The sequence below is a fragment of the Streptomyces sp. NBC_00310 genome (assembly GCF_036208085.1).
GTDB lineage: Bacteria > Actinomycetota > Actinomycetes > Streptomycetales > Streptomycetaceae > Streptomyces.
In genome coordinates this window covers 2285688-2304090 of the sequence record NZ_CP130714.1, presented here as the reverse complement: position 1 = coordinate 2304090, position 18403 = coordinate 2285688, and the positions used below count along the sequence as shown (strand labels likewise).

The window sequence follows — 18403 nt, the reverse complement described above, 5'->3', positions numbered from 1 at the left end:
CCGGTCGTCGGCCGTGGTCAGCGGTCGCGCACACGGTCGATACCCTTGACCTCATGACGTCGCACCAGACCACCCAGACCATGAAGCCCGCCACCGCGGCGAAGAAGCTGGGTGTGTACCTCGAAGCCACCCCCGCCGAGTTCCAGGAGGGCGTCGTCTCGCGCGCCGAGCTGACCACGCTCCAGACGAACCCGCCGGCCTGGCTGGAGGAACTGCGCCGCAACGGCCCGCACCCCCGCCCCGTGGTCGCCGCGAAGCTGGGTGTCTCCATCGCGGGCCTCGCGCGCGGCGGAATCACCGAGGCCCTCACCACCGAGCAGATCGAGGCCCTGAAGCAGGACAGCCCGGAGTGGCTGCAGAAGGAGCGCGCCACCCAGGCCGAGGTCCGCAAGGAAGGCGCCCGCATCAAGAAGCGCGACGCCGAGCGGGCGGCCCGGTCGGACGACCGGCGCTCCTGACCCGGTTCGGCGGTACACCGGACCCCGGCTACGCGCGTGGAAGCGTGCGGGCAGCAACCGTCGGCCTGACCGCGCGCACCGCCCCCGCACGACTCACGACTGCTGCTCGGCCGAAAACCATGAACCGTTCGGCAGGGGCCCTGGGCAGGATGCCCTCTGTGAAGCATCTCCTGTGCGGGCTCGCCGCCAATCCGGCTCTGCCGTCCGAGCTGGTCGACCGGCTGATCGCGCTCGCGGACGCCGATGTGAACGACGACCTCGCCCGTCGTGCCGACCTCAGCCGGGCGCAGGCGGTCACGCTCGCCTCGCTGGACGAGGGGAACGGCGTGCGGCTGGCGTACGGGGGAATGCTGACCGCCGCCGACGTCGATCCCACGGCACAACCGCTGGTCGCCCTCGCCCTCCTCGACGAGGGCGCCGGCGCCCCGGAGTGGGCTCGCCTCCTCGCGGCGGATCCGGTGGTCGCGCACCGGGAGAAGCTGGCCGCCTGCCCCGGTCTGCCGCCGGACGTGGTGGAGACCCTCGCCGCGGACTCGGACGTACAGGTCGTCGCGGAGCTCGCCCTGCGGGCCGCGCCGGACGTGGCCGCCCGTCTCGCCGAGCATCCGCACGCCGAGGTCCGCCGTGCGGTGGCGGCCAACGAGGCGACACCGCCGGACGTCCTGGCGGCGCTCGTCAGTGGCGAGGGGCTGCCGCCCGCGCGGCGCTGCCTGGTCTGCGACCACGAGGAGCCACCCTTCACGCACGGCGAGGGCTGCCCGCGGCCCGACTGCGATCTGCGGCCGGGTGCCTCCTGCGACGGCTCCCACGAATCCACCGCGCTCGACCTGCTGCGGGCGGCCCTGGAGAACCCGGCCACACCGGCGCGGGCGGTCGCGGGCTTCGCCGACCACCCGTCGCCGCTGCTGCGCCGGGCGCTCGCCGCCCGCCCCGGTCTGCCCCCGGAGGCGTACGCACGGCTCGCCGTGGATCCCACGCCCGGTGCCCGCGCCGATCTCGCCGAGAACCCCGCGATCGACGACACCCTGATCCGCGCGCTGGCCGACGACACCTCCCCCGACGTCCGGCGCGGGCTCGCGCACAACCCGCGGGTGCCCCTCGACGTGCTCGCCCACCTGGCCGCCACCACCAGGATCGGCAGCACCCTCCTGCCGCGGATCGCCTCCGCCACGGCCGCCGAGGTCGAGGAGCTGGTGCGCTCGCCGCACGCCGTCGTGCGCATGCTCCTGGCCACGCGGCGTGATCTGCCGGCCGCGATCCGCGCCACGCTGGCCGACGACCCCGACGCGAAGGTGGCCAAGTCCATAGCGCCGCACCCCAGCCTCGGCGAAGCGCGGTTGCGTGCCATGGTCGACCGGCACGGGGTCCAGGTCATCGCCGGGGTGGCAGCCAACCCGGATGCCGGCCCGGCCCTGCTGGAGCACCTGTCCCGGCACGCGCCCCCGGCGCGGAAGGCGTTCCGCGAGATCGCCCGGCACCCCCACGCGACGGCCCCGGCGCTGCTCGCCTGCCTGGCGGACGAACGGGCGAGGCCCCTCGCCGCCGGTCACCCGGCCCTCCCGCCCCAGGCCGTCACGGACCTGCTCACCGACACCGACCCGCAGGTGGCGGAAGCCGCGGCCGCCAACCCCTCGCTCCCGCTCGCCGTGATGGAGGAGCTGACCGGGGAAGCGACCAGGGAGATGACCGGGAGGACGACTGGGGAGATGACCGGGGAACTGCTGCCCCAGGACCTGCCGCCACCGGCGTCGAGCCGCTCACCCGGCCCGTCAGTAGGCAGCCGCCCCCTCATAGATTGCATAAACGTGCATCGAAACGTATAGTCATGCCATCCAGGAGGAGGGTTCCATGGCGGTACGTGTGGCGGTGGCGGGAGCGAGTGGTTATGCGGGCGGCGAAGTGCTGCGCCTGCTGCTCGCCCACCCCGAGGTCGAGATCGGTGCACTGACCGGCAACTCCAACGCCGGACAGCGCCTGGGCGGGCTGCAGCCGCACCTGCTGCCGCTGGCCGGCCGGGTGCTTCAGGAGACGACCGCCGAGGTCCTCGCCGGGCACGACGTGGTGTTCCTCGCGCTGCCGCACGGGCAGTCCGCGGCCGTGGCCGAGCAGCTCGGCCCGGAGGTGCTCGTGGTCGACATGGGCGCCGACTTCCGGCTGAGGGACGCGGCGGACTGGGAGCGGTTCTACGGCTCGCCCCACGCCGGCACCTGGCCCTACGGCCTTCCCGAACTTCCGGGTGCCCGCACCGCGCTGGAGGGGTCCAAGCGCATCGCGGTACCCGGTTGCTACCCCACGGCCGTGACGCTGGCCCTGTTCCCGGCGTACGCGGCGGGCCTCGCCGAGAACGAGGCCGTGATCGTCGCCGCCTCCGGCACGTCCGGCGCGGGCAAGGCGCCCAAGGCGCACCTGCTCGGCAGCGAGGTCATGGGGTCGATGACCCCGTACGGCGTCGGCGGCGGCCACCGGCACACGCCCGAGATGATGCAGAACCTCGGCGGCGTCGCGGGCGAGCCGGTCTCCGTGTCCTTCACGCCCACCCTCGCGCCGATGCCCCGCGGCATCCTCGCCACCTGCACCGCGAAGGCCAGGCCCGGCGTCACCGCCGAGTCGGTGCGCGCCGCGTACGAGAAGGCCTTCGGCGACGAGCCGTTCGTCCACCTGCTCCCCGAGGGGCAGTGGCCGGCGACGGCGTCCGTCTACGGTTCCAACGCCGTTCAGATCCAGGTCGCGTACGACGAGGCCGCGGGCCGCATCATCGCGATCAGCGCCATCGACAACCTCACCAAGGGCACCGCCGGTGGCGCCCTCCAGAGCATGAACATCGCCCTCGGACTCCACGAGACGACGGGGCTTTCCACGATCGGGGTCGCACCGTGAGCGACGCACGCGCAGCCGCCGGGCCGCAGACGACGACGATGGCCGCACCGCTGCGCTGCACGGGCGACAGCGACATCAGCCGCTTCCGCGGCGGGGCGAACGAGGAGACGCAGTGAGCGTGACGGCAGCCAAGGGGTTCACGGCGGCGGGCATCGCCGCCGGAATCAAGGAGAACGGCAACCCGGACCTGGCCCTCGTGGTCAACACCGGGCCCCGCCTCGCCGCCGCGGGCGTCTTCACCTCCAACCGGGTGAAGGCCGCGCCGGTGCTCTGGTCCGAGCAGGTGCTGAAGGGCGGCCAGGTCTCCGCCGTCATCCTCAACTCCGGTGGCGCCAACGCCTGTACGGGCCCGAAGGGCTTCCAGGACACCCACGCGACCGCCGAGAAGGTCGCGGACGTCCTCGAAGGACACAACGCGGGCGAGATCGCCGTCGCCTCCACCGGCCTCATCGGCGTACTGCTGCCGATGGACAAGCTGCTGCCGGGCGTCGAGACGGCCGCCGCGCAGCTCTCCGAGCACGGCGGCGAGAAGGCCGCCATCGCGATCAAGACCACCGACACCGTGCACAAGACGTCCGTCGTCTCCAGGAACGGCTGGACCGTGGGCGGCATGGCCAAGGGCGCGGGCATGCTCGCCCCCGGCCTCGCCACCATGCTCGTCGTGGTCACCACCGACGCCGACCTCGACAGCGAGACCCTGGACAAGGCCCTCAGGGCCGCCACCAGGGTCACCTTCGACCGCGTCGACTCCGACGGCTGCATGTCCACCAACGACACCGTGCTGCTGCTCGCCTCCGGAGCCTCCGGAGTCACCCCTCAGTACGCGGAGTTCGCGGAGGCCGTCCGCGAGGTGTGCGACGACCTCGGGCAGCAGCTGATCCGGGACGCCGAGGGCGCCGGCAAGGACATCAGGGTCGAGGTGGTCAACGCCGCGACCGAGGACGACGCCGTCGAGGTGGGCCGCTCCATCGCCCGCAACAACCTCCTCAAGTGCGCCATCCACGGCGAAGACCCCAACTGGGGACGGGTGTTGTCCGCCATCGGCACCACCAGGGCCGCCTTCGAGGCCGACCGGCTCAACGTCGCCATCAACGGAGTCTGGGTCTGCAAGAACGGCGGTGTCGGCGAGGACCGCGACAACGTCGACATGCGCTACCGCGAGGTGCACATCGTCGCCGACCTCGCCGCCGGGTCCGAGACCGCCACGATCTGGACCAACGACCTCACCGCCGACTACGTCCACGAGAACAGCGCCTACTCGTCATGAGCACTACGCGGAAGCACACCGCCCTTCCCAAGGCCCGCATCCTGATCGAGGCGCTGCCCTGGCTGACCCGCCACCACGGCAAGACCGTCGTCATCAAGTTCGGCGGCAACGCCATGGTGGACGAGGAGCTGAAGCACGCCTTCGCCCAGGACGTCGTCTTCCTGCGGCAGGCCGGCCTCAACGTGGTCGTCGTGCACGGCGGCGGCCCGCAGATCAGCCGGGCCCTCGACAGGCACGGCATCGTCAGCGAGTTCAAGGCCGGCCTGCGCGTCACCACCGCGGAGGCCATGGACGTCGTACGCATGGTGCTCGCCGGACAGGTGCAGCGCGAGCTGGTCGGGCTGCTCAACCAGCACGGACCGCTCGCCGTCGGACTGACCGGCGAGGACGCGCACACCATCACCGCCACCAAGCACCAGCCCGAGATCGACGGCGAACTGGTCGACATCGGGCGGGTGGGCGAGATCACCGCGATCGACACGGGCGCGATCGAGGCACTGCTCGCCGACGGCCGCATCCCGGTCGTCTCCTCGATCGCCCGGAGCCAGGACGAAGGTGACATGGGGCATGTCTACAACGTCAATGCTGATACGGCGGCTGCGGCACTCGCTGCTGCTCTGGGCGCCGAAACCCTCATGGTCCTCACGGACGTCGAGGGCCTCTACGAGGACTGGCCCAACAGCGACGAGGTGATCAGCCGCCTCACGGCTTCCCAACTGGAGAAGCTGCTGCCGGAGTTGTCCTCCGGCATGGTGCCGAAGATGCAGGGCTGTCTGCACGCCGTGCGGGGCGGCGTGAACACCGCCCGCGTCATCGACGGCCGGGTCCAGCACTCGATCCTGCTGGAGATCTTCACCGACGAGGGCATCGGCACGATGGTCGTGCCCGACGCCGAGCAAGAGGGGGATGCCGAATGACCGAGACCGCCAAGAACGCAGAGCTCACCCAGCGGTGGCAGGGCTCGCTCATGAACAACTACGGCACCCCGAAGCTCTCGCTCGTCCGCGGCGCGGGCACCAGGGTGTGGGACGCCGACGGCAAGGAGTACGTCGACTACGTCGGCGGCATCGCGGTCAACGCGCTCGGCCACGCCCACCCGGCGATCGTCGAGGCCGTCAGCAGCCAGATCGCCTCCCTCGGCCATGTCTCCAACCTGTTCATCGCCGAGCCGCCCATCGCGCTCGCCGAACGGCTCCTGGAGCACTTCGGCCGCGACGGCAAGGTCTTCTTCTGCAACTCGGGAGCCGAGGCCAACGAGGGCGCCTTCAAGATCGGCCGGCTGACCGGGCGGCCCCACATGGTCGCCACCGAGGGCGGCTTCCACGGCCGGACCATGGGTGCCCTCGCCCTCACCGGCCAGCCCGGCAAGCAGACCGGCTTCCACCCGCTGCCCGGCGACGTCACGCACGTCCCGTACGGCGACGCGCAGGCCCTGGCCGCCGCGGTCACCGAGGAGACGGCCCTCGTCATCATCGAGCCCGTCCAGGGCGAGAAGGGTGTCGTGGTCCCGCCGGCCGGCTATCTGAAGGCCGCGCGGGCCATCACGGCCGCCAGCGGCTCGCTGCTGGTCCTCGACGAGGTGCAGACCGGCGTCGGCCGGACCGGGCACTGGTTCGAGTACCAGGCGCACGAGGGCGTCCTGCCGGACGTCGTCACCCTCGCCAAGGGCCTCGGCGGCGGACTCCCGCTCGGCGCGACCGTCGCCTTCGGCCGGGCCGCCGAACTGCTCCAGCCCGGCCAGCACGGCACCACCTTCGGCGGCAACCCGGTCGCCTGCGCCGCCGGACTCGCCGTCCTGGAGACCATCCGGGCCGAGGGTCTGCTGGAGAACGTCAAGCGGCAGAGCGAGAAGCTGCGGAACGGAATCGAGTCCCTCGGCGACCCGATGATCGACTATGTCCGTGGCGCGGGCCTCCTGCTGGGTATCGTGCTCACCGAGCCGCTCGCGCCCCTGGCGCAACAGGCCGCTCAGGACGCCGGTTTCCTGGTGAACGCGCCCGCCCCCGATGTCGTACGGCTGATGCCCGCGCTCAATATCGGTGACGCGGACGTGGACGCCCTCCTCCAGGCTCTGCCCGGCATCCTCGACGCGGCGCGGGCGGCGCACGAAGCCAGCGGGGACGGACGAGCCGGAGAATGAGACGACGATGAGCCAGGCGCAGGAGCACGACCAGGCGGGGCCCGCCGTGCCGCAGACCCGCACCGCACGCCACCGGCGGATCGTGGACATCCTCAACCGGCAACCTGTGCGGTCGCAGAGCCAGTTGGCGAAGCTGTTGTCCGACGACGGGCTGAGCGTCACGCAGGCGACGCTCTCCCGGGACCTGGACGAGCTGAACGCGGTGAAGATCCGCAACAACGACGGCGACCTGATCTACGCGGTGCCGAGCGAGGGGGGTTTCCGCACCCCTCGGGCCCCGCTGGGGGAGTCGGCGAAGGAGGAGCGGATGCGGCGGCTCTCCGCGGAGCTGCTGATCTCCGCGGAGGCCTCGGCGAACCTGGTCGTCCTGCGTACGCCGCCGGGGGCGGCCCAGTTCCTGGCCTCGGCCATCGATCAGGCGGAGCTGCACGACATCCTGGGGACCATCGCCGGTGACGACACGCTGCTGTTGATCAGCCGGGACCCCGTGGGCGGACAGGCGTTGGCGGATCACCTGTTGCGGCTGGCTCAGAACGGGAACGGGCACTGAAGGGGGTGCTTCGCGGGGACACCGGCCGCGGGTCCGTGGTGGCTGGTCGCACAGTTCCCCGCGCCCCTGAAAAGGGGCTTCGCCCTCTTTTTCCCGCCTGACCGGCTGCGGGCAGGCGTGCCGCCGGTGCGGCACGGGTGGGCGCGGCGGCACCCGGTGAGAGTCGGTGAGCGCCGGTGAGCGCCGGTGAGCGAAACCCGCCGCCCGCTCAGCCCAGCCGCGCGGCCAGCCCTCCCGTGCAGCGGACCTCGTCGCCCGCCGTGATCAGCAACGCCTCCGCGTCCTCCAGGGACTCCAGCCACGCCAGGCCCTCACGGGAACCCATCGCGAAGGCGGCCGTCGCCCAGCAGTCCGCCCAGGTCAGGCGGGGGGCGACGACCGTGACGGAGACCAGGTCCGTCACGGCGGACTTCCCCGTGCGGGGGTCGACGATGTGGGCGCCGCGCTCGGCCGTGCCGGAGGTGGCGACAGCGAGGCGGTCGGTACCTGCGGCGGTGACGACGGCGGCGAGGCCACCCGGACGGAGCGGGTCGGCCACGCCCACGCGCCACGGCCGCTCGGGACCGGGGACACCGCACAACTGGACGTCACCGCCCCCGTTGACGCTCACCCCGGCCACCCCGGCCTCGACCAGACGCAGGGCGGCCCGTTCGGTGGCCCACCCCTTCACCAGCCCCGTCGGGTCGAAGCGGCCCGCGTACGTGGCACTGAACCAGCCGTCACTCAACCGCTCGGCCTCGGCACACAGGTGGAGCACCTCGGCGACCTCGGGAGCGCACTCCTCGATCGTCACCTCGCCCCGGGCGAGCCGGGAGATCTGGCTGTGCTCCCGGTAGGTGCTGAACACCTCGTCCACGGCGTGGAGTCCGGCCACCGCCTCGTCGAGCGCGGCCCTGACCGCCGTGGGCTCGCCTCCTCGGACGTCGAAGGAGAAGACGGTGCCCATGACCTCCTCGGCGTGCCGCAGCTGGGAGGGCGCGGCGGCCCCGGCGGGTTCGGCCACCGGATCAGCCGGCCTGGTCCAGAGCGGACTGGAGGGACTGCTGGTAACCGCCGCTGGTGTATGTGGCGCCCGAGACAGCATCGATGTCAGCGCTCCCTGCCGAGACGGCGTTCTGGTTGAGCTGGGGGATGGCGGTACCGCTGATCTGGGTGGAGCGGCCGCCGGTGGGCTGCTGCAGCGCCTCGGCGCCTGTGATCCTGCCGTCGGTGACCGTGACGCGGACCTGGACCGGGCCGTAGTCCGTCTTGATGGCGGAGCCCGTGAGCACCTGGGTGCCCGTCGCCTGCCCGGCCCCGGAGTTCTCGGTGCCCTCGGCGGCGCCGCCCGCGTCCTGCGAGCCGCCCGCCTCGACCTCGGTGCCCGAGTCCTGGGCCTTGCCGGCCTGGTCCAGGGCGGACTGGAGGGATTCCTTGTAGCCGGCGCTGGTGTAGGTGGCGCCCGAGACGGCGTCGATGTCGGCGCTGCCGGCGGCCACGGCCGCCTGGTTGAGCTTCGGCACCGAGTCGCCCGTGATCTGGGTGGAGCGGCCGCCGCTCGGCGCCTGCACGGCCTCGGCGCCTGTGATCTTGCCGCCGCTGACCGTGATCCGGACCTGGACCGGCCCGTAGTCGGTCTGCACCGCGGTGCCCGTGAGCACCTGGGTGCCCGAGTCCTGGGCCTTGCCGGCCTGGTCCAGGGCGGACTGGAGGGATTCCTTGTAGCCGGCGCTGGTGTAGGTGGCGCCCGAGACCGCGTCGATCTCGGCACTGCCCGCCGCCACGGCCGCCTGGTTGAGCTTGGGGATGGCGTCGCCGCTGATCTGCGTGGAGCGGCCGCCGGTGGGCTGCTGCACGGCCTCGGCGCCTGTGATCTTGCCGCCGTTGACGGTGATCCGGACCTGGACGGGGCCGTACTCGGTCGTGACGGCGGTACCCGTCAGGGTCTGCGCCCCGGCCGCCACCCCGCCCTGTGCCGAAGGCGCGCCCCCGGCCGCTCCGGCCTGTACCGATCCGGCGTCCGTGGCCGGCTTCAGCGACAGCAGCAGCACGATGCCGGACACGGTGGCGGCGGTGGCGAGCAGGGTCCGCCGGATGGGGTGGCTCTTCTTCATCGCTCCTTCAGCTCCTGAAGTGTGAAGTCTCGCGGGGGAGACCCGAGGGGCGAACCCGTGGGGAAACCCATGGCCAGAAGTCGGGGTGGGACGGTCGTGGAGACCTACGGCTGGGACGGTCGGGCGGGTGGGACCGGCGGCGAGCGGTCCCGTCGCTCACATCTCGAACGACTCGTGGTGGATACGGCGGGTCGGGACACCCGCGCCGCGCAGCGCCTCGTAGACGCCCTGGGCGAAGCCGGGCGGCCCGCACAGGAAGACGTCGTGGCTCTCGATGTCCGGGATCTTGCGGCGAAGGGAGTCCGGCGAGATGTCGGGCCGTTCGCCCTCCGGGCTGTTCACCGCGTACATCAGCCGCGCCCCGCGCTCCTCCGCGATCTGCGCCAGCTCGTCCCACAGGGCCAGGTCCTGGGTGGTGTTGGCCCGGTAGAGCAGGGTCAGGTCACCGGCCGCGCCGGGCAGCGTCTCGAACAGGGCCCGCATCGGCGTGATGCCCACGCCGCCGGCCACCAGCAGCACCTTGCCCCGGCTGCGCTTGCCGGCCGTGAGCGCCCCGTACGGGCCCTCGGCCCACACCCGGGTGCCGGGCTCCAGGTCGCGCAGGGCCGAGCTGTGGTCGCCGATCGCCTTGACCGTGATGCGCAGCATGTTGGGGCGGGGCGCCGCCGACAGCGAGTACGGGTGCGAGCTGAACCGCATGCCCGGCGCGAGGAACCGCCAGCGGAAGAACTGCCCGGCCTCCGCGCCCATCCGGTGCAGCTTGCGCCCGCTCATCAGCACCGAGACGATGCCGGGCGACTCCTCGATGACCGCCTCGACCCGCAGCCGGTGCTTCATGTTCAGCTTGATCGGGACGATGATCCGGTACCAGACCACCAGCGCGGTCACCGAGCCGTACAGCGCGTACCAGCCGGTCTTCGCGGCGGGGGTGGCGGCGAACTCGTTGCCGGTGGTGATCTGGTGCCAGAACGTCAGGAACGTGGCCGCGTACGTCAGCAGGTGCGTGTGGTACCAGACGTCGTACGGGATCCGCTTGCGCACCGGGCCGATCGAGATGAGCCCGATGAACACCAGCAGACCGGTGCCGATGGCGGCCTTGCCCATGTCCGGCAGCTGGTTGATGGAGTCGATGGTCTGCTGCAGGATCGCGGTGTGGGTGAGACCGGCCTGCAGCGCGTACCCGTACATCGTGAGGACGACGTGCGCGACGACCAGGCAGAGCGTGTAGCGGCCGGTCATCGCGTGCCAGCGGGCCACCCGGTCGGAGCCGACCCGTCGTTCCAGCGCGGGCACCCGGGCCATCTGGAGCACCACCAGGGCCATCAGATACCCGCCGAGCAGGCCCGTGATCCGTCCGGCGTTGACCATCTTGCTGCCCTGGTCCGCGATGGACGGGGTGTTGTCCCACCACAGCCACACCACCGCGGCCGCGCCCGCCCAGAAGGCGAGCAGCAGCGGGACGGCGGGAGAACGACGAGGTCGGATGCGGCGCATCGTCTGGCGGCGCGCGGCGCGACCTCCGGCGATCGTGGACACGGTTCCTCCGTGGTGGGCTGGACCCTTGGCCCACACGTACGTGCTGGGAGTGCCGTGTGTTCAACGGTGTGAACAACTGTCTTGCGGAACGGTCGGTACCTGCCTTGCGGAACGGTCGGTATCGGACGACGGCCGCCGCGCCGCGCCCGTCAGACGGCGGAGGGCGGCAGGGGCAGGGGCAGGGGCAGCCCGGGCAGTCCGTCCAGACTGGTCGCGATGTGCTCCTTGGAGCTGAAGTAGGCGCTGAGCGAGTCGTCGTCCTCGCGCGCGAAGCGCCTGCCGTGCAGATCGCGGTCCTCCTCGTACGCCATGAACGGCACGGAGTAGCCGCAGCTGTCGCGGACGCGCTCGGCGCGGACCACGATGATCGCCCGCAGGCCGTGGGACGCGGGGTCGATGTCGGGGAAGCGGGCGAGGAGTTCGGTGAAGCGCGGGTCGTCGCGGAAGACGGCCTCGCCCGTGCCGTGCACGCGCACGATGTTGGGCGGTCCCTGGAAGGCGCACCACATCAGGGTGATCCGGCCGTTCTCGCGCAGGTGCGCGATCGTCTCCGCGTTGGACCCGGCGAAGTCCAGGTAGGCGACGGTCAGTTCGTCGAGGATCACGAACGAGCCGCGCAGGCCCTTGGGGGAGAGGTTGACCGTGCCGTCGGCGGACAGGGGCGCGGTCGCGGTGAAGAAGAGGGGCTGTGCCTCGATGAACGTACGCAGGCGGCCGTCGATGCGCTCGTAAGTCTTTCCCATGTCTAACGATTATCGGCGGAAACGCTTCGCCTGTCTAAGGAATTGGGCCCGGGAACACGAATTCCGGGTGGATCCCATCGCTGGGATCCACCCGGAACCAGGTCTTCCGTGGCCGCCCCGGCCGGCGCGCGGGGCGGCCACGGCCCCTGTCGCCCCCAAGGGGGCACAGGAGGTCACTCGCCGGATGGCCGGCTCATCGTGGGCCGCTCAGCGTGAGCGGTCGTCGGGTGCGGTCGTCGTCGAGACCGCGGACTACTGGTTACTGGTTGAGCTGGCAGGGGGCGAGTGCCTCGAGGCCCTCGGGCTTGGCGGCGGCGCGGCCGATGGCGGTCTCGATGCGGTTCAGTGCGGCGACGCGCTTGTCCTCCAGCGGGCCGAGGATGGCGTTGTCGACGAAGTTGGCGCCGCCCTGGCCGACGGTGTCGATGAGGCGCTGGTTGGCTTCCTGGATCTGCGTGTCGAGCAGGGCCAGGTTGCGGTCGACCTCGGCCTGCGCGGAGGCGGGGATGGCCGGGAGGCTTCCCTCGACCTCGGGGCAGGTGATGGTGCCCGCGGCGCCGGCGTTGCCCGCGTCCGCGCCCGCACCGGCCTCCGCACCGGCTTCGGCACCCGCTTCGGCGCCTGCTTCAGCACCCGCCTCGGCTCCGGCGTCGGCACCGGCCTCCTCGCCGGCGCCCTCGTTGAGCTGGCAGGGGGCGAGTGCCTCGAGGCCCTCGGGCTTGGCGGCGGCGCGGCCGATGGCGGTCTCGATGCGGTTCAGCGTGGCGACGCGCTTGTCCTCCAGCGGGCCGAGGATGGCGTTGTCGACGAAGTTGGCGCCGCCCTGGCCGACGGTGTCGATGAGGCGCTGGTTGGCTTCCTGGATCTGCGTGTCGAGCAGGGCCAGGTTGCGGTCGACCTCGGCCTGCGCGGAGGCGGGGATCTCGGGGAGGCTTCCCTCGACCTCGGGGCAGGTGATGGTGCCCGCGGCGCCGGCGTTGCCCGCGTCCTCCGCACCCGCGCCCGCCTCCGCACCGGCACCGGCCTCCGCACCGGCACCGGCCTCCGCACCGGCGTCCGCCTCCTCGCCGGCGCCCGCGGCGCCGCCCTGGACGAGTTCGCAGGGGGCGAGCGCCTCCAGGCCCTCGGGCTTGGCGGCGGCGCGGCCGATGGCGGTCTCGATGCGGTTCAGCGTGGCGACGCGCTTGTCCTCCAGCGGGCCGAGGATGGCGTTCTGGACGAAGTTGGCGCCGCCCTGGCCGACGGTGTCGATGAGGCGCTGGTTGGCTTCCTGGATCTGCGTGTCGAGCAGGGCCAGGTTGCGGTCGACCTCGGCCTGCGCGGAGGCGGGGATCGCCGGCAGGCTTCCCGCGACGGCCGGGCAGGAGATGGTGCCGGGGCCCGCGTTCGCCGCGTCCTGACCGTTGTTGTCGGCACCCTCACCGGCGAGGGCGGAACCCGCGATGACCGCTCCGGAGAGCACGACCGCGGCGGCGCCGCCGATGATCCCTACGCGACGCTTGTTGTACTTCGGAAGAGCCCTGGACATGCGGATGCCTCACTCGAGTCGGGTGTGGTCGGTGTTTACAAACGCGGCGCCTGCGTTCGGGGAGAGTTACGGGAAAGCGATTTCATTTGTTCAAAGCTTTCTCGGCATCTCGCAAACTTCTCCCAGATTGACGATTCATGCAGAGCACTGCATACTCATGCATGACGGTGAATGCGGTGCGCGTCATCGCGGTCGTGGTGGACGGGTTCGCCGAGGAGGACTGCCTCCCGGCGGCCGCGCGCGGTCGTGACCGGCCGACGATTCGAGTCGTCCGGTGCGACTTCGACCTCGCGACGTACGACACTGGTGACACCTTCGACCGGTCCGCCCACCCCTTCTCTAGGAGCAACGCAAGTGAGCAGCAACAGCGGTGACGTACGGCTCTGGGGCGCCCGTTTCGCCGACGGTCCCGCCGAGGCCCTGGCGAAGCTGTCCGCGTCCGTCCACTTCGACTGGCGGCTGGCCCCGTACGACATCGCGGGCTCCCGCGCCCACGCGCGCGTGCTGCACAAGGCGGGCCTGCTCACCGAGGACGAGCTGTCCCGGATGGTCGCCGGCCTGGACCAGCTCGAAGCGGACGTGGCCTCGGGTGAGTTCGTCGGCACCGTCGCCGACGAGGACGTGCACACCGCTCTGGAGCGTGGCCTCCTGGAGCGCCTCGGCCCGGACCTCGGCGGCAAGCTGCGCGCCGGCCGGTCCAGGAACGACCAGGTCGCGACCCTCTTCCGGATGTACCTCCGCGACCACGCCCGCACGGTCGGCGGCCTGATCGCCGAGCTCCAGGACGCGCTGATCGGCCTGGCGGAGGCCCACCCGGACGTGGCGATGCCCGGCCGCACCCACCTCCAGCACGCCCAGCCGGTCCTCTTCGCCCACCATGTCCTCGCCCACGTCCAGTCCCTCTCCCGGGACGCGGAGCGCCTGCGCCAGTGGGACGAGCGCACGGCCGTCTCCCCGTACGGCTCGGGCGCCCTCGCGGGCAGCAGCCTCGGCCTGGACCCGGAGGCGGTGGCCAAGGACCTCGGCTTCGAGCACGGCAGCTCCGCGAACTCCATCGACGGCACGGCGTCCCGCGACTTCGTCGCCGAGTTCGCCTTCATCACCGCGATGATCGGCGTGAACCTCTCCCGGATCGCCGAGGAGGTCATCATCTGGAACACGAAGGAGTTCTCCTTCGTGACCCTCCACGACGCGTTCTCGACGGGCTCGTCGATCATGCCGCAGAAGAAGAACCCGGACATCGCGGAGCTGGCCCGAGGCAAGAGCGGCCGGCTGATCGGCAACCTGACGGGCCTGATGGCGACCCTCAAGGCCCTGCCCCTCGCCTACAACCGCGACCTCCAGGAGGACAAGGAGCCGGTCTTCGACTCCATCGACCAGCTGGAGGTCCTCCTCCCCGCCTTCACCGGCATGATGGCCACCCTCACCGTCCACCGCGAGCGCATGGAGGAGTTGGCCCCCGCCGGCTTCTCCCTCGCCACCGACGTCGCCGAGTGGCTCGTCAAGCAGGGCGTCCCCTTCCGTGTCGCCCACGAGGTCGCCGGCGAGTGCGTCAAGGCCGCCGAGGCCGAGAACAAGGAACTCAACGACCTGACGGACGACCAGTTCGCCAAGATCTCCTCCCACCTGACCCCCGAGGTCCGCACGGTCCTCAACGTGCCCGGCGCCCTCGCCTCCCGCAACGGCCGAGGCGGCACGGCCCCGAGCGCGGTGGCGATCCAGCTGGCGGACATCAAGACGGACGTGGCGGCCCAGCACGCGTGGGCGACCGCCAAGGGCAACAAGTAGGCAGGGCCCGCGCCCCTGTCCTTCAGGGGCGCGGGGAACTGCGCGACGAGCCACGACGCACCCGCACCCGCCGAAGCACAACAAGCCCCGAGCTCTTGGGCGCCCCGGCTCACCCAGCGGGGCGTCATCGCGCGTTACGTTGGTCGGAAGTCCCAAGGAGCCGACCGTACGGAGCCCGCGATGCCCTTCGCCCGACTGGCCACAGCGACCACCCCCACCTGCCACATCGGCTTCGGCCTGGCCGCGGTCGCCCGCCCCGGCTACATCAACCTCGGCCGCGACGCCGACCTCGGTGAGACCCGCACCGTCGACGCCCTCCGCACCCGCACCCATGAACTCCTCGACGCCGCCCACGCCCAGGGCGTCCGCTACTTCGACGCGGCCCGCTCGTACGGCCTCTCCGAGGAGTTCCTCGCCGACTGGCTGAAGGCCCGCCCCGACATCGACGACATCGTCATCGGCAGCAAGTGGGGCTACACCTACACCGCCGACTGGACCACCGACGCCGAGAAGCACGAGGTCAAGGACCACAGCCTCCAGACGTACGAGCGGCAGCGCGCCGAGAGCGCCGAGCTGCTCGGCGACCGCCTCGACCTCTACCAGATCCACTCGGTGACCCCGGACAGCCCGGCCCTCACCGACAAGGAACTCCACGCCCGGCTGGCGGAGGCGGCGGCCCAGGGCGTCACCGTCGGCTTCTCCACCAGCGGCCCGGCCCAGGCGGAGGCCATCCGCACCGCCCTCGCCGTGACCGTCGACGGCGAACCCCTCTTCGGTACCGTCCAGTCGACGTACAACGCGCTGGAGACCTCCGCCGCCCCCGCCCTCGCCGAGGCGCACGACGCCGGGCTCACCGTGATCGTCAAGGAGGGCATGGCCAACGGCCGGCTGGCGGGCCCGCACGCCCCGGACGCGCTCAGGGCCGTCGCCGAGCAGACGGGCCTCGGCTGCGACGCGGTCGCCCTGGCGGTGGTCCTGCGGCAGCCGTGGGCCGGGGTCGTCCTCTCCGGCGCCGCCACCCTCACCCAGCTCGCCTCCAACCTGCACGCGGCGGTCGTCGACCTCGACGACGAGCAGCTGACCCTCCTCGCGGGCCTGGCCGAGGACCCGCGGACGTACTGGGAGAAGCGCGGCAGCCTGCCCTGGCACTGAGAACGGCGGCCCGGCACCGAGAGGACCCGGGTCCGACCCCGCCATGAGACAGCCATGCCCGTGATGAGACAAGAATGTCTCACATGGGCTATGGTTGTCTCATGGCTGTCGATCGTGACCACGTGCTGCGCAGCGCAGCCGCCCTGCTGACCCGCAGACCCACCGCGACCCTGGACGAGGTCGCCAAGGCCGCCGGGATCAGCCGTGCCACGCTGCACCGCCACTTCGCCGGGCGCGACGCGCTCGTCCGGGCGCTGGAGGCGCTCGGTATCGCGGAGTGCGAGGCCGCGCTGGACGCCGCCCGCCCGGCCGAGGGCCCGGCACGCGAGGCCGTACGGCGGCTCGTGCGGGAGATCGAACCGGTCGCGGGCCTGCTCGCCTTCCTCTACACCGAGAACCAGCTGTTCGAGGGGGACGAGCAGCACGAGGGCTGGGCCCGGATCGACGACCGGATCGCGGCCCTCTTCACACGCGGCCAGGCGGCCGGCGAATTCCGTATCGACCTCACCCCGGGCTGGCTCACCGAGGCGCTGTACGGCCTGCTGGCCTCCGGTGCCTGGGCGGTCTCCGAAGGCCGCGTGGCCGCCAAGGACTTCACCTTCATGATCGTCGAGCTGCTGCTCGGCGGCGTACTGCGTCATCCCGAGCAGCCGGACATCCCGAACATCTGAGAGAGGAACCATGACCAGCACCCTGCGGCCGGCCCGCGCGACGGAGGCGGAGAAGAGGCCGGGCCGCTGGCTCGCGCTCTCCGTCCTCGTGCTCGCCGTGCTGCTGGTGGCCGTCGACGCGACCGTCCTCGGTCTCGCGACCCCCTACATCAGCGAGGACCTCAAGCCCTCGGGCAACCAGCTCCTGTGGATCGGCGACGTCTACTCGTTCGTCATCGCGGGCCTGCTCGTGTCCGCCGGCAGCCTCGGCGACCGCATCGGCCGCAAGAAGCTGCTGCTCATGGGCGCCACGGCGTTCGGCGCGATATCCGTGCTCAACGCGTACGCGACGACGCCCGAGATGATGATCTTCGCGCGGGCGCTGCTCGGTGTCGCGGGCGCGACCCTGATGCCCGCCACCCTCGCCCTGATCCGCAACCTCTTCCACGACCCGCGCGAACGCAGCCTCGCCGTCGGCATCTGGGGCGCCACGGCCTCCGCCGGTATGGCGGTCGGACCGGTCGTCGGCGGCTTCCTGCTCGAACACTTCTGGTGGGGCTCGGTCTTCCTGATCAACCTGCCGGTGATGGCCGTCCTCGTCCTCGTCGGCATCAAGCTGCTGCCCGAGTCCCGCCACCCGAGCCCGGGTCCGTGGGACGCGCTCAGCGTCGTCCTGTCGCTCGTCGGCATGATCGGTGTCGTGTACGCGGTGAAGGAGACCGCCACCCACGGCCTCGACGGCAACGCGCTCGCCGCGGGCCTCTTCGGCATCGCCGGGCTGTTCCTCTTCGTACGCCGTCAGCTCACCCTGCCGTACCCGCTGCTGGACATGCGCCTGTTCCGCAACCGGGGCTTCTCCGGAGCCGTCCTCGCCGACCTGCTGACCGTCCTCGGCCTGTCCGGCCTGATCTTCTTCCTCTCGCAGTTCCTGCAACTCGTGCAGGACAGGCGTCCGTTGGAAGCGGGTCTCGCCGAACTCCCGGCGGCGATCGGCGCGGTGGTCGCGGGCCTGATCGCCGGATCCGTGGCCCGCCGCTACTCCGTCCGTTCCGTCGTCGCGGGCGGCCTCGCGGCCATCGGCCTGGCCCTCGCCCTGCTCACTCTGGTCGACCGCTCCACCGGCTACCCCCTGATCGGCGTCGCCCTGCTGGTCGTCGGCATCGGCGCCGGCTTCTCCTTCACCGTCACCGCCGACGTCATCCTCTCCAGCGTCCCCGACGAACAGGCGGGCGCGGCCTCAGCGGTCTCCGAAACGGCCTACGAACTGGGCGCCGCCCTGGGCATCGCGGTCCTGGGCTCCATCGTGACGGGCGTGTACCGCGACTTCACGGCCCCGACAGGTACCCCGGCCGAGGCCCACGAGTCACTGGGCGGAGCGGTGCAAGCGGCGGCGGGAATGCCGACGGACAGGGCCCAGGACATGCTGACGTCGGCCCAGGAGTCATTCGTGGACGGCCTCGCCATCGCCGCCGGCGCAGGCGCGGCGGTACTGCTGGCAACGGCGGTGGCAGCCTGGTTCCTGCTGCGCGGCCAACGGCTGGACAGCAGGGCCTGAGGGGCGCGGGGAACCGCGCGACCAGCCCCCACCGACCCGCAGCCGACGAACGACCGAAGTCCCCGG

At 71.9% G+C, this 18403-nt stretch carries 16 protein-coding genes and 1 pseudogene; 12 read left to right on the top strand and 5 right to left on the bottom strand.

Features of this window, described 5'->3' with window-relative positions; all coding sequences use genetic code 11:
* Window positions 1-53: 53 nt before the first annotated feature.
* From OG202_RS10215 to OG202_RS10185, 7 genes are all read left to right on the top strand, one after another.
* Complete coding sequence (locus OG202_RS10215; RefSeq protein ID WP_327730546.1) at window positions 54-458, top strand: DUF5997 family protein; 405 nt, start codon at window positions 54-56, stop codon at window positions 456-458.
* A 158-nt stretch (window positions 459-616) separates the two neighbouring features.
* On the top strand, window positions 617-2281 hold the full coding sequence (locus OG202_RS10210) for a hypothetical protein (protein ID WP_328222619.1): 1665 nt from the start codon (window positions 617-619) through the stop codon (window positions 2279-2281).
* A 25-nt stretch (window positions 2282-2306) separates the two neighbouring features.
* Window positions 2307-3335: an N-acetyl-gamma-glutamyl-phosphate reductase gene (argC, locus tag OG202_RS10205; protein ID WP_327730549.1), complete on the top strand. Its 1029-nt coding sequence runs from the start codon at window positions 2307-2309 to the stop codon at window positions 3333-3335.
* A gap of 112 nt (window positions 3336-3447) precedes the next feature.
* Window positions 3448-4602: a bifunctional glutamate N-acetyltransferase/amino-acid acetyltransferase ArgJ gene (gene argJ / locus OG202_RS10200; protein ID WP_326584038.1), complete on the top strand. Its 1155-nt coding sequence runs from the start codon at window positions 3448-3450 to the stop codon at window positions 4600-4602.
* Complete coding sequence (gene argB / locus OG202_RS10195; protein WP_326584039.1) at window positions 4599-5519, top strand: acetylglutamate kinase; 921 nt, start codon at window positions 4599-4601, stop codon at window positions 5517-5519. The genes argJ and argB overlap by 4 nt, the downstream gene beginning before the upstream one ends.
* Entirely contained in the window at window positions 5516-6742 is a 1227-nt protein-coding gene (locus tag OG202_RS10190; protein ID WP_326584040.1) for an acetylornithine transaminase, read from the top strand. Before argB ends, OG202_RS10190 begins: the two co-directional genes overlap by 4 nt.
* A 7-nt stretch (window positions 6743-6749) precedes the next feature.
* Window positions 6750-7292, top strand: coding sequence for an arginine repressor (locus OG202_RS10185; RefSeq protein WP_326584041.1), 543 nt, complete (start codon window positions 6750-6752; stop codon window positions 7290-7292).
* 208 nt (window positions 7293-7500) lie between these two features.
* Here OG202_RS10185 and OG202_RS10180 read toward each other — a convergent pair whose 3' ends face one another.
* The 5 genes and pseudogenes from OG202_RS10180 to OG202_RS10160 form a co-directional block, all read right to left on the bottom strand.
* Complete coding sequence (locus OG202_RS10180) at window positions 7501-8295, bottom strand: FAD:protein FMN transferase (RefSeq protein WP_326584042.1); 795 nt, start codon at window positions 8293-8295, stop codon at window positions 7501-7503.
* Between the two features lie 4 nt (window positions 8296-8299).
* Window positions 8300-9385 carry an FMN-binding protein gene (locus tag OG202_RS10175; RefSeq protein ID WP_326584043.1) on the bottom strand — a complete coding sequence of 362 codons (1086 nt, stop codon included), beginning with the start codon at window positions 9383-9385 and terminating at the stop codon, window positions 8300-8302.
* A gap of 156 nt (window positions 9386-9541) precedes the next feature.
* Window positions 9542-10879, bottom strand: coding sequence for a ferredoxin reductase family protein (locus OG202_RS10170; protein ID WP_326585900.1), 1338 nt, complete (start codon window positions 10877-10879; stop codon window positions 9542-9544).
* Window positions 10880-11070: 191 nt separating this feature from the next.
* The gene (locus tag OG202_RS10165) at window positions 11071-11664 is read right to left on the bottom strand and encodes a pyridoxamine 5'-phosphate oxidase family protein (RefSeq protein WP_328222618.1); all 594 of its coding nucleotides are present in this window, start codon (window positions 11662-11664) and stop codon (window positions 11071-11073) included.
* Between the two features lie 676 nt (window positions 11665-12340).
* Window positions 12341-13192: pseudogene (locus OG202_RS10160) on the bottom strand (hypothetical protein); the annotation flags it as partial.
* 137 nt (window positions 13193-13329) lie between these two features.
* Between OG202_RS10160 and OG202_RS10155 the strand changes: the two are divergent.
* The 5 genes from OG202_RS10155 to OG202_RS10135 all read left to right on the top strand — a co-directional run bounded on the left by OG202_RS10155 (window position 13330) and on the right by OG202_RS10135 (window position 18337).
* Entirely contained in the window at window positions 13330-13566 is a 237-nt protein-coding gene (locus OG202_RS10155; RefSeq protein ID WP_328222617.1) for a hypothetical protein, read from the top strand.
* Window positions 13547-14980: an argininosuccinate lyase gene (argH, locus tag OG202_RS10150; protein ID WP_326584045.1), complete on the top strand. Its 1434-nt coding sequence runs from the start codon at window positions 13547-13549 to the stop codon at window positions 14978-14980. The genes OG202_RS10155 and argH overlap by 20 nt, the downstream gene beginning before the upstream one ends.
* 180 nt (window positions 14981-15160) lie before the next feature.
* A complete protein-coding gene (locus OG202_RS10145; RefSeq protein WP_327730552.1) occupies window positions 15161-16132 on the top strand; it encodes an aldo/keto reductase in 972 nt (323 codons plus the stop codon).
* Between the two features lie 101 nt (window positions 16133-16233).
* A complete protein-coding gene (locus tag OG202_RS10140) occupies window positions 16234-16803 on the top strand; it encodes a TetR/AcrR family transcriptional regulator (RefSeq protein WP_327730553.1) in 570 nt (189 codons plus the stop codon).
* A 10-nt stretch (window positions 16804-16813) separates the two neighbouring features.
* Complete coding sequence (locus tag OG202_RS10135) at window positions 16814-18337, top strand: MFS transporter (protein WP_326584048.1); 1524 nt, start codon at window positions 16814-16816, stop codon at window positions 18335-18337.
* Window positions 18338-18403 lie beyond the last annotated feature (66 nt).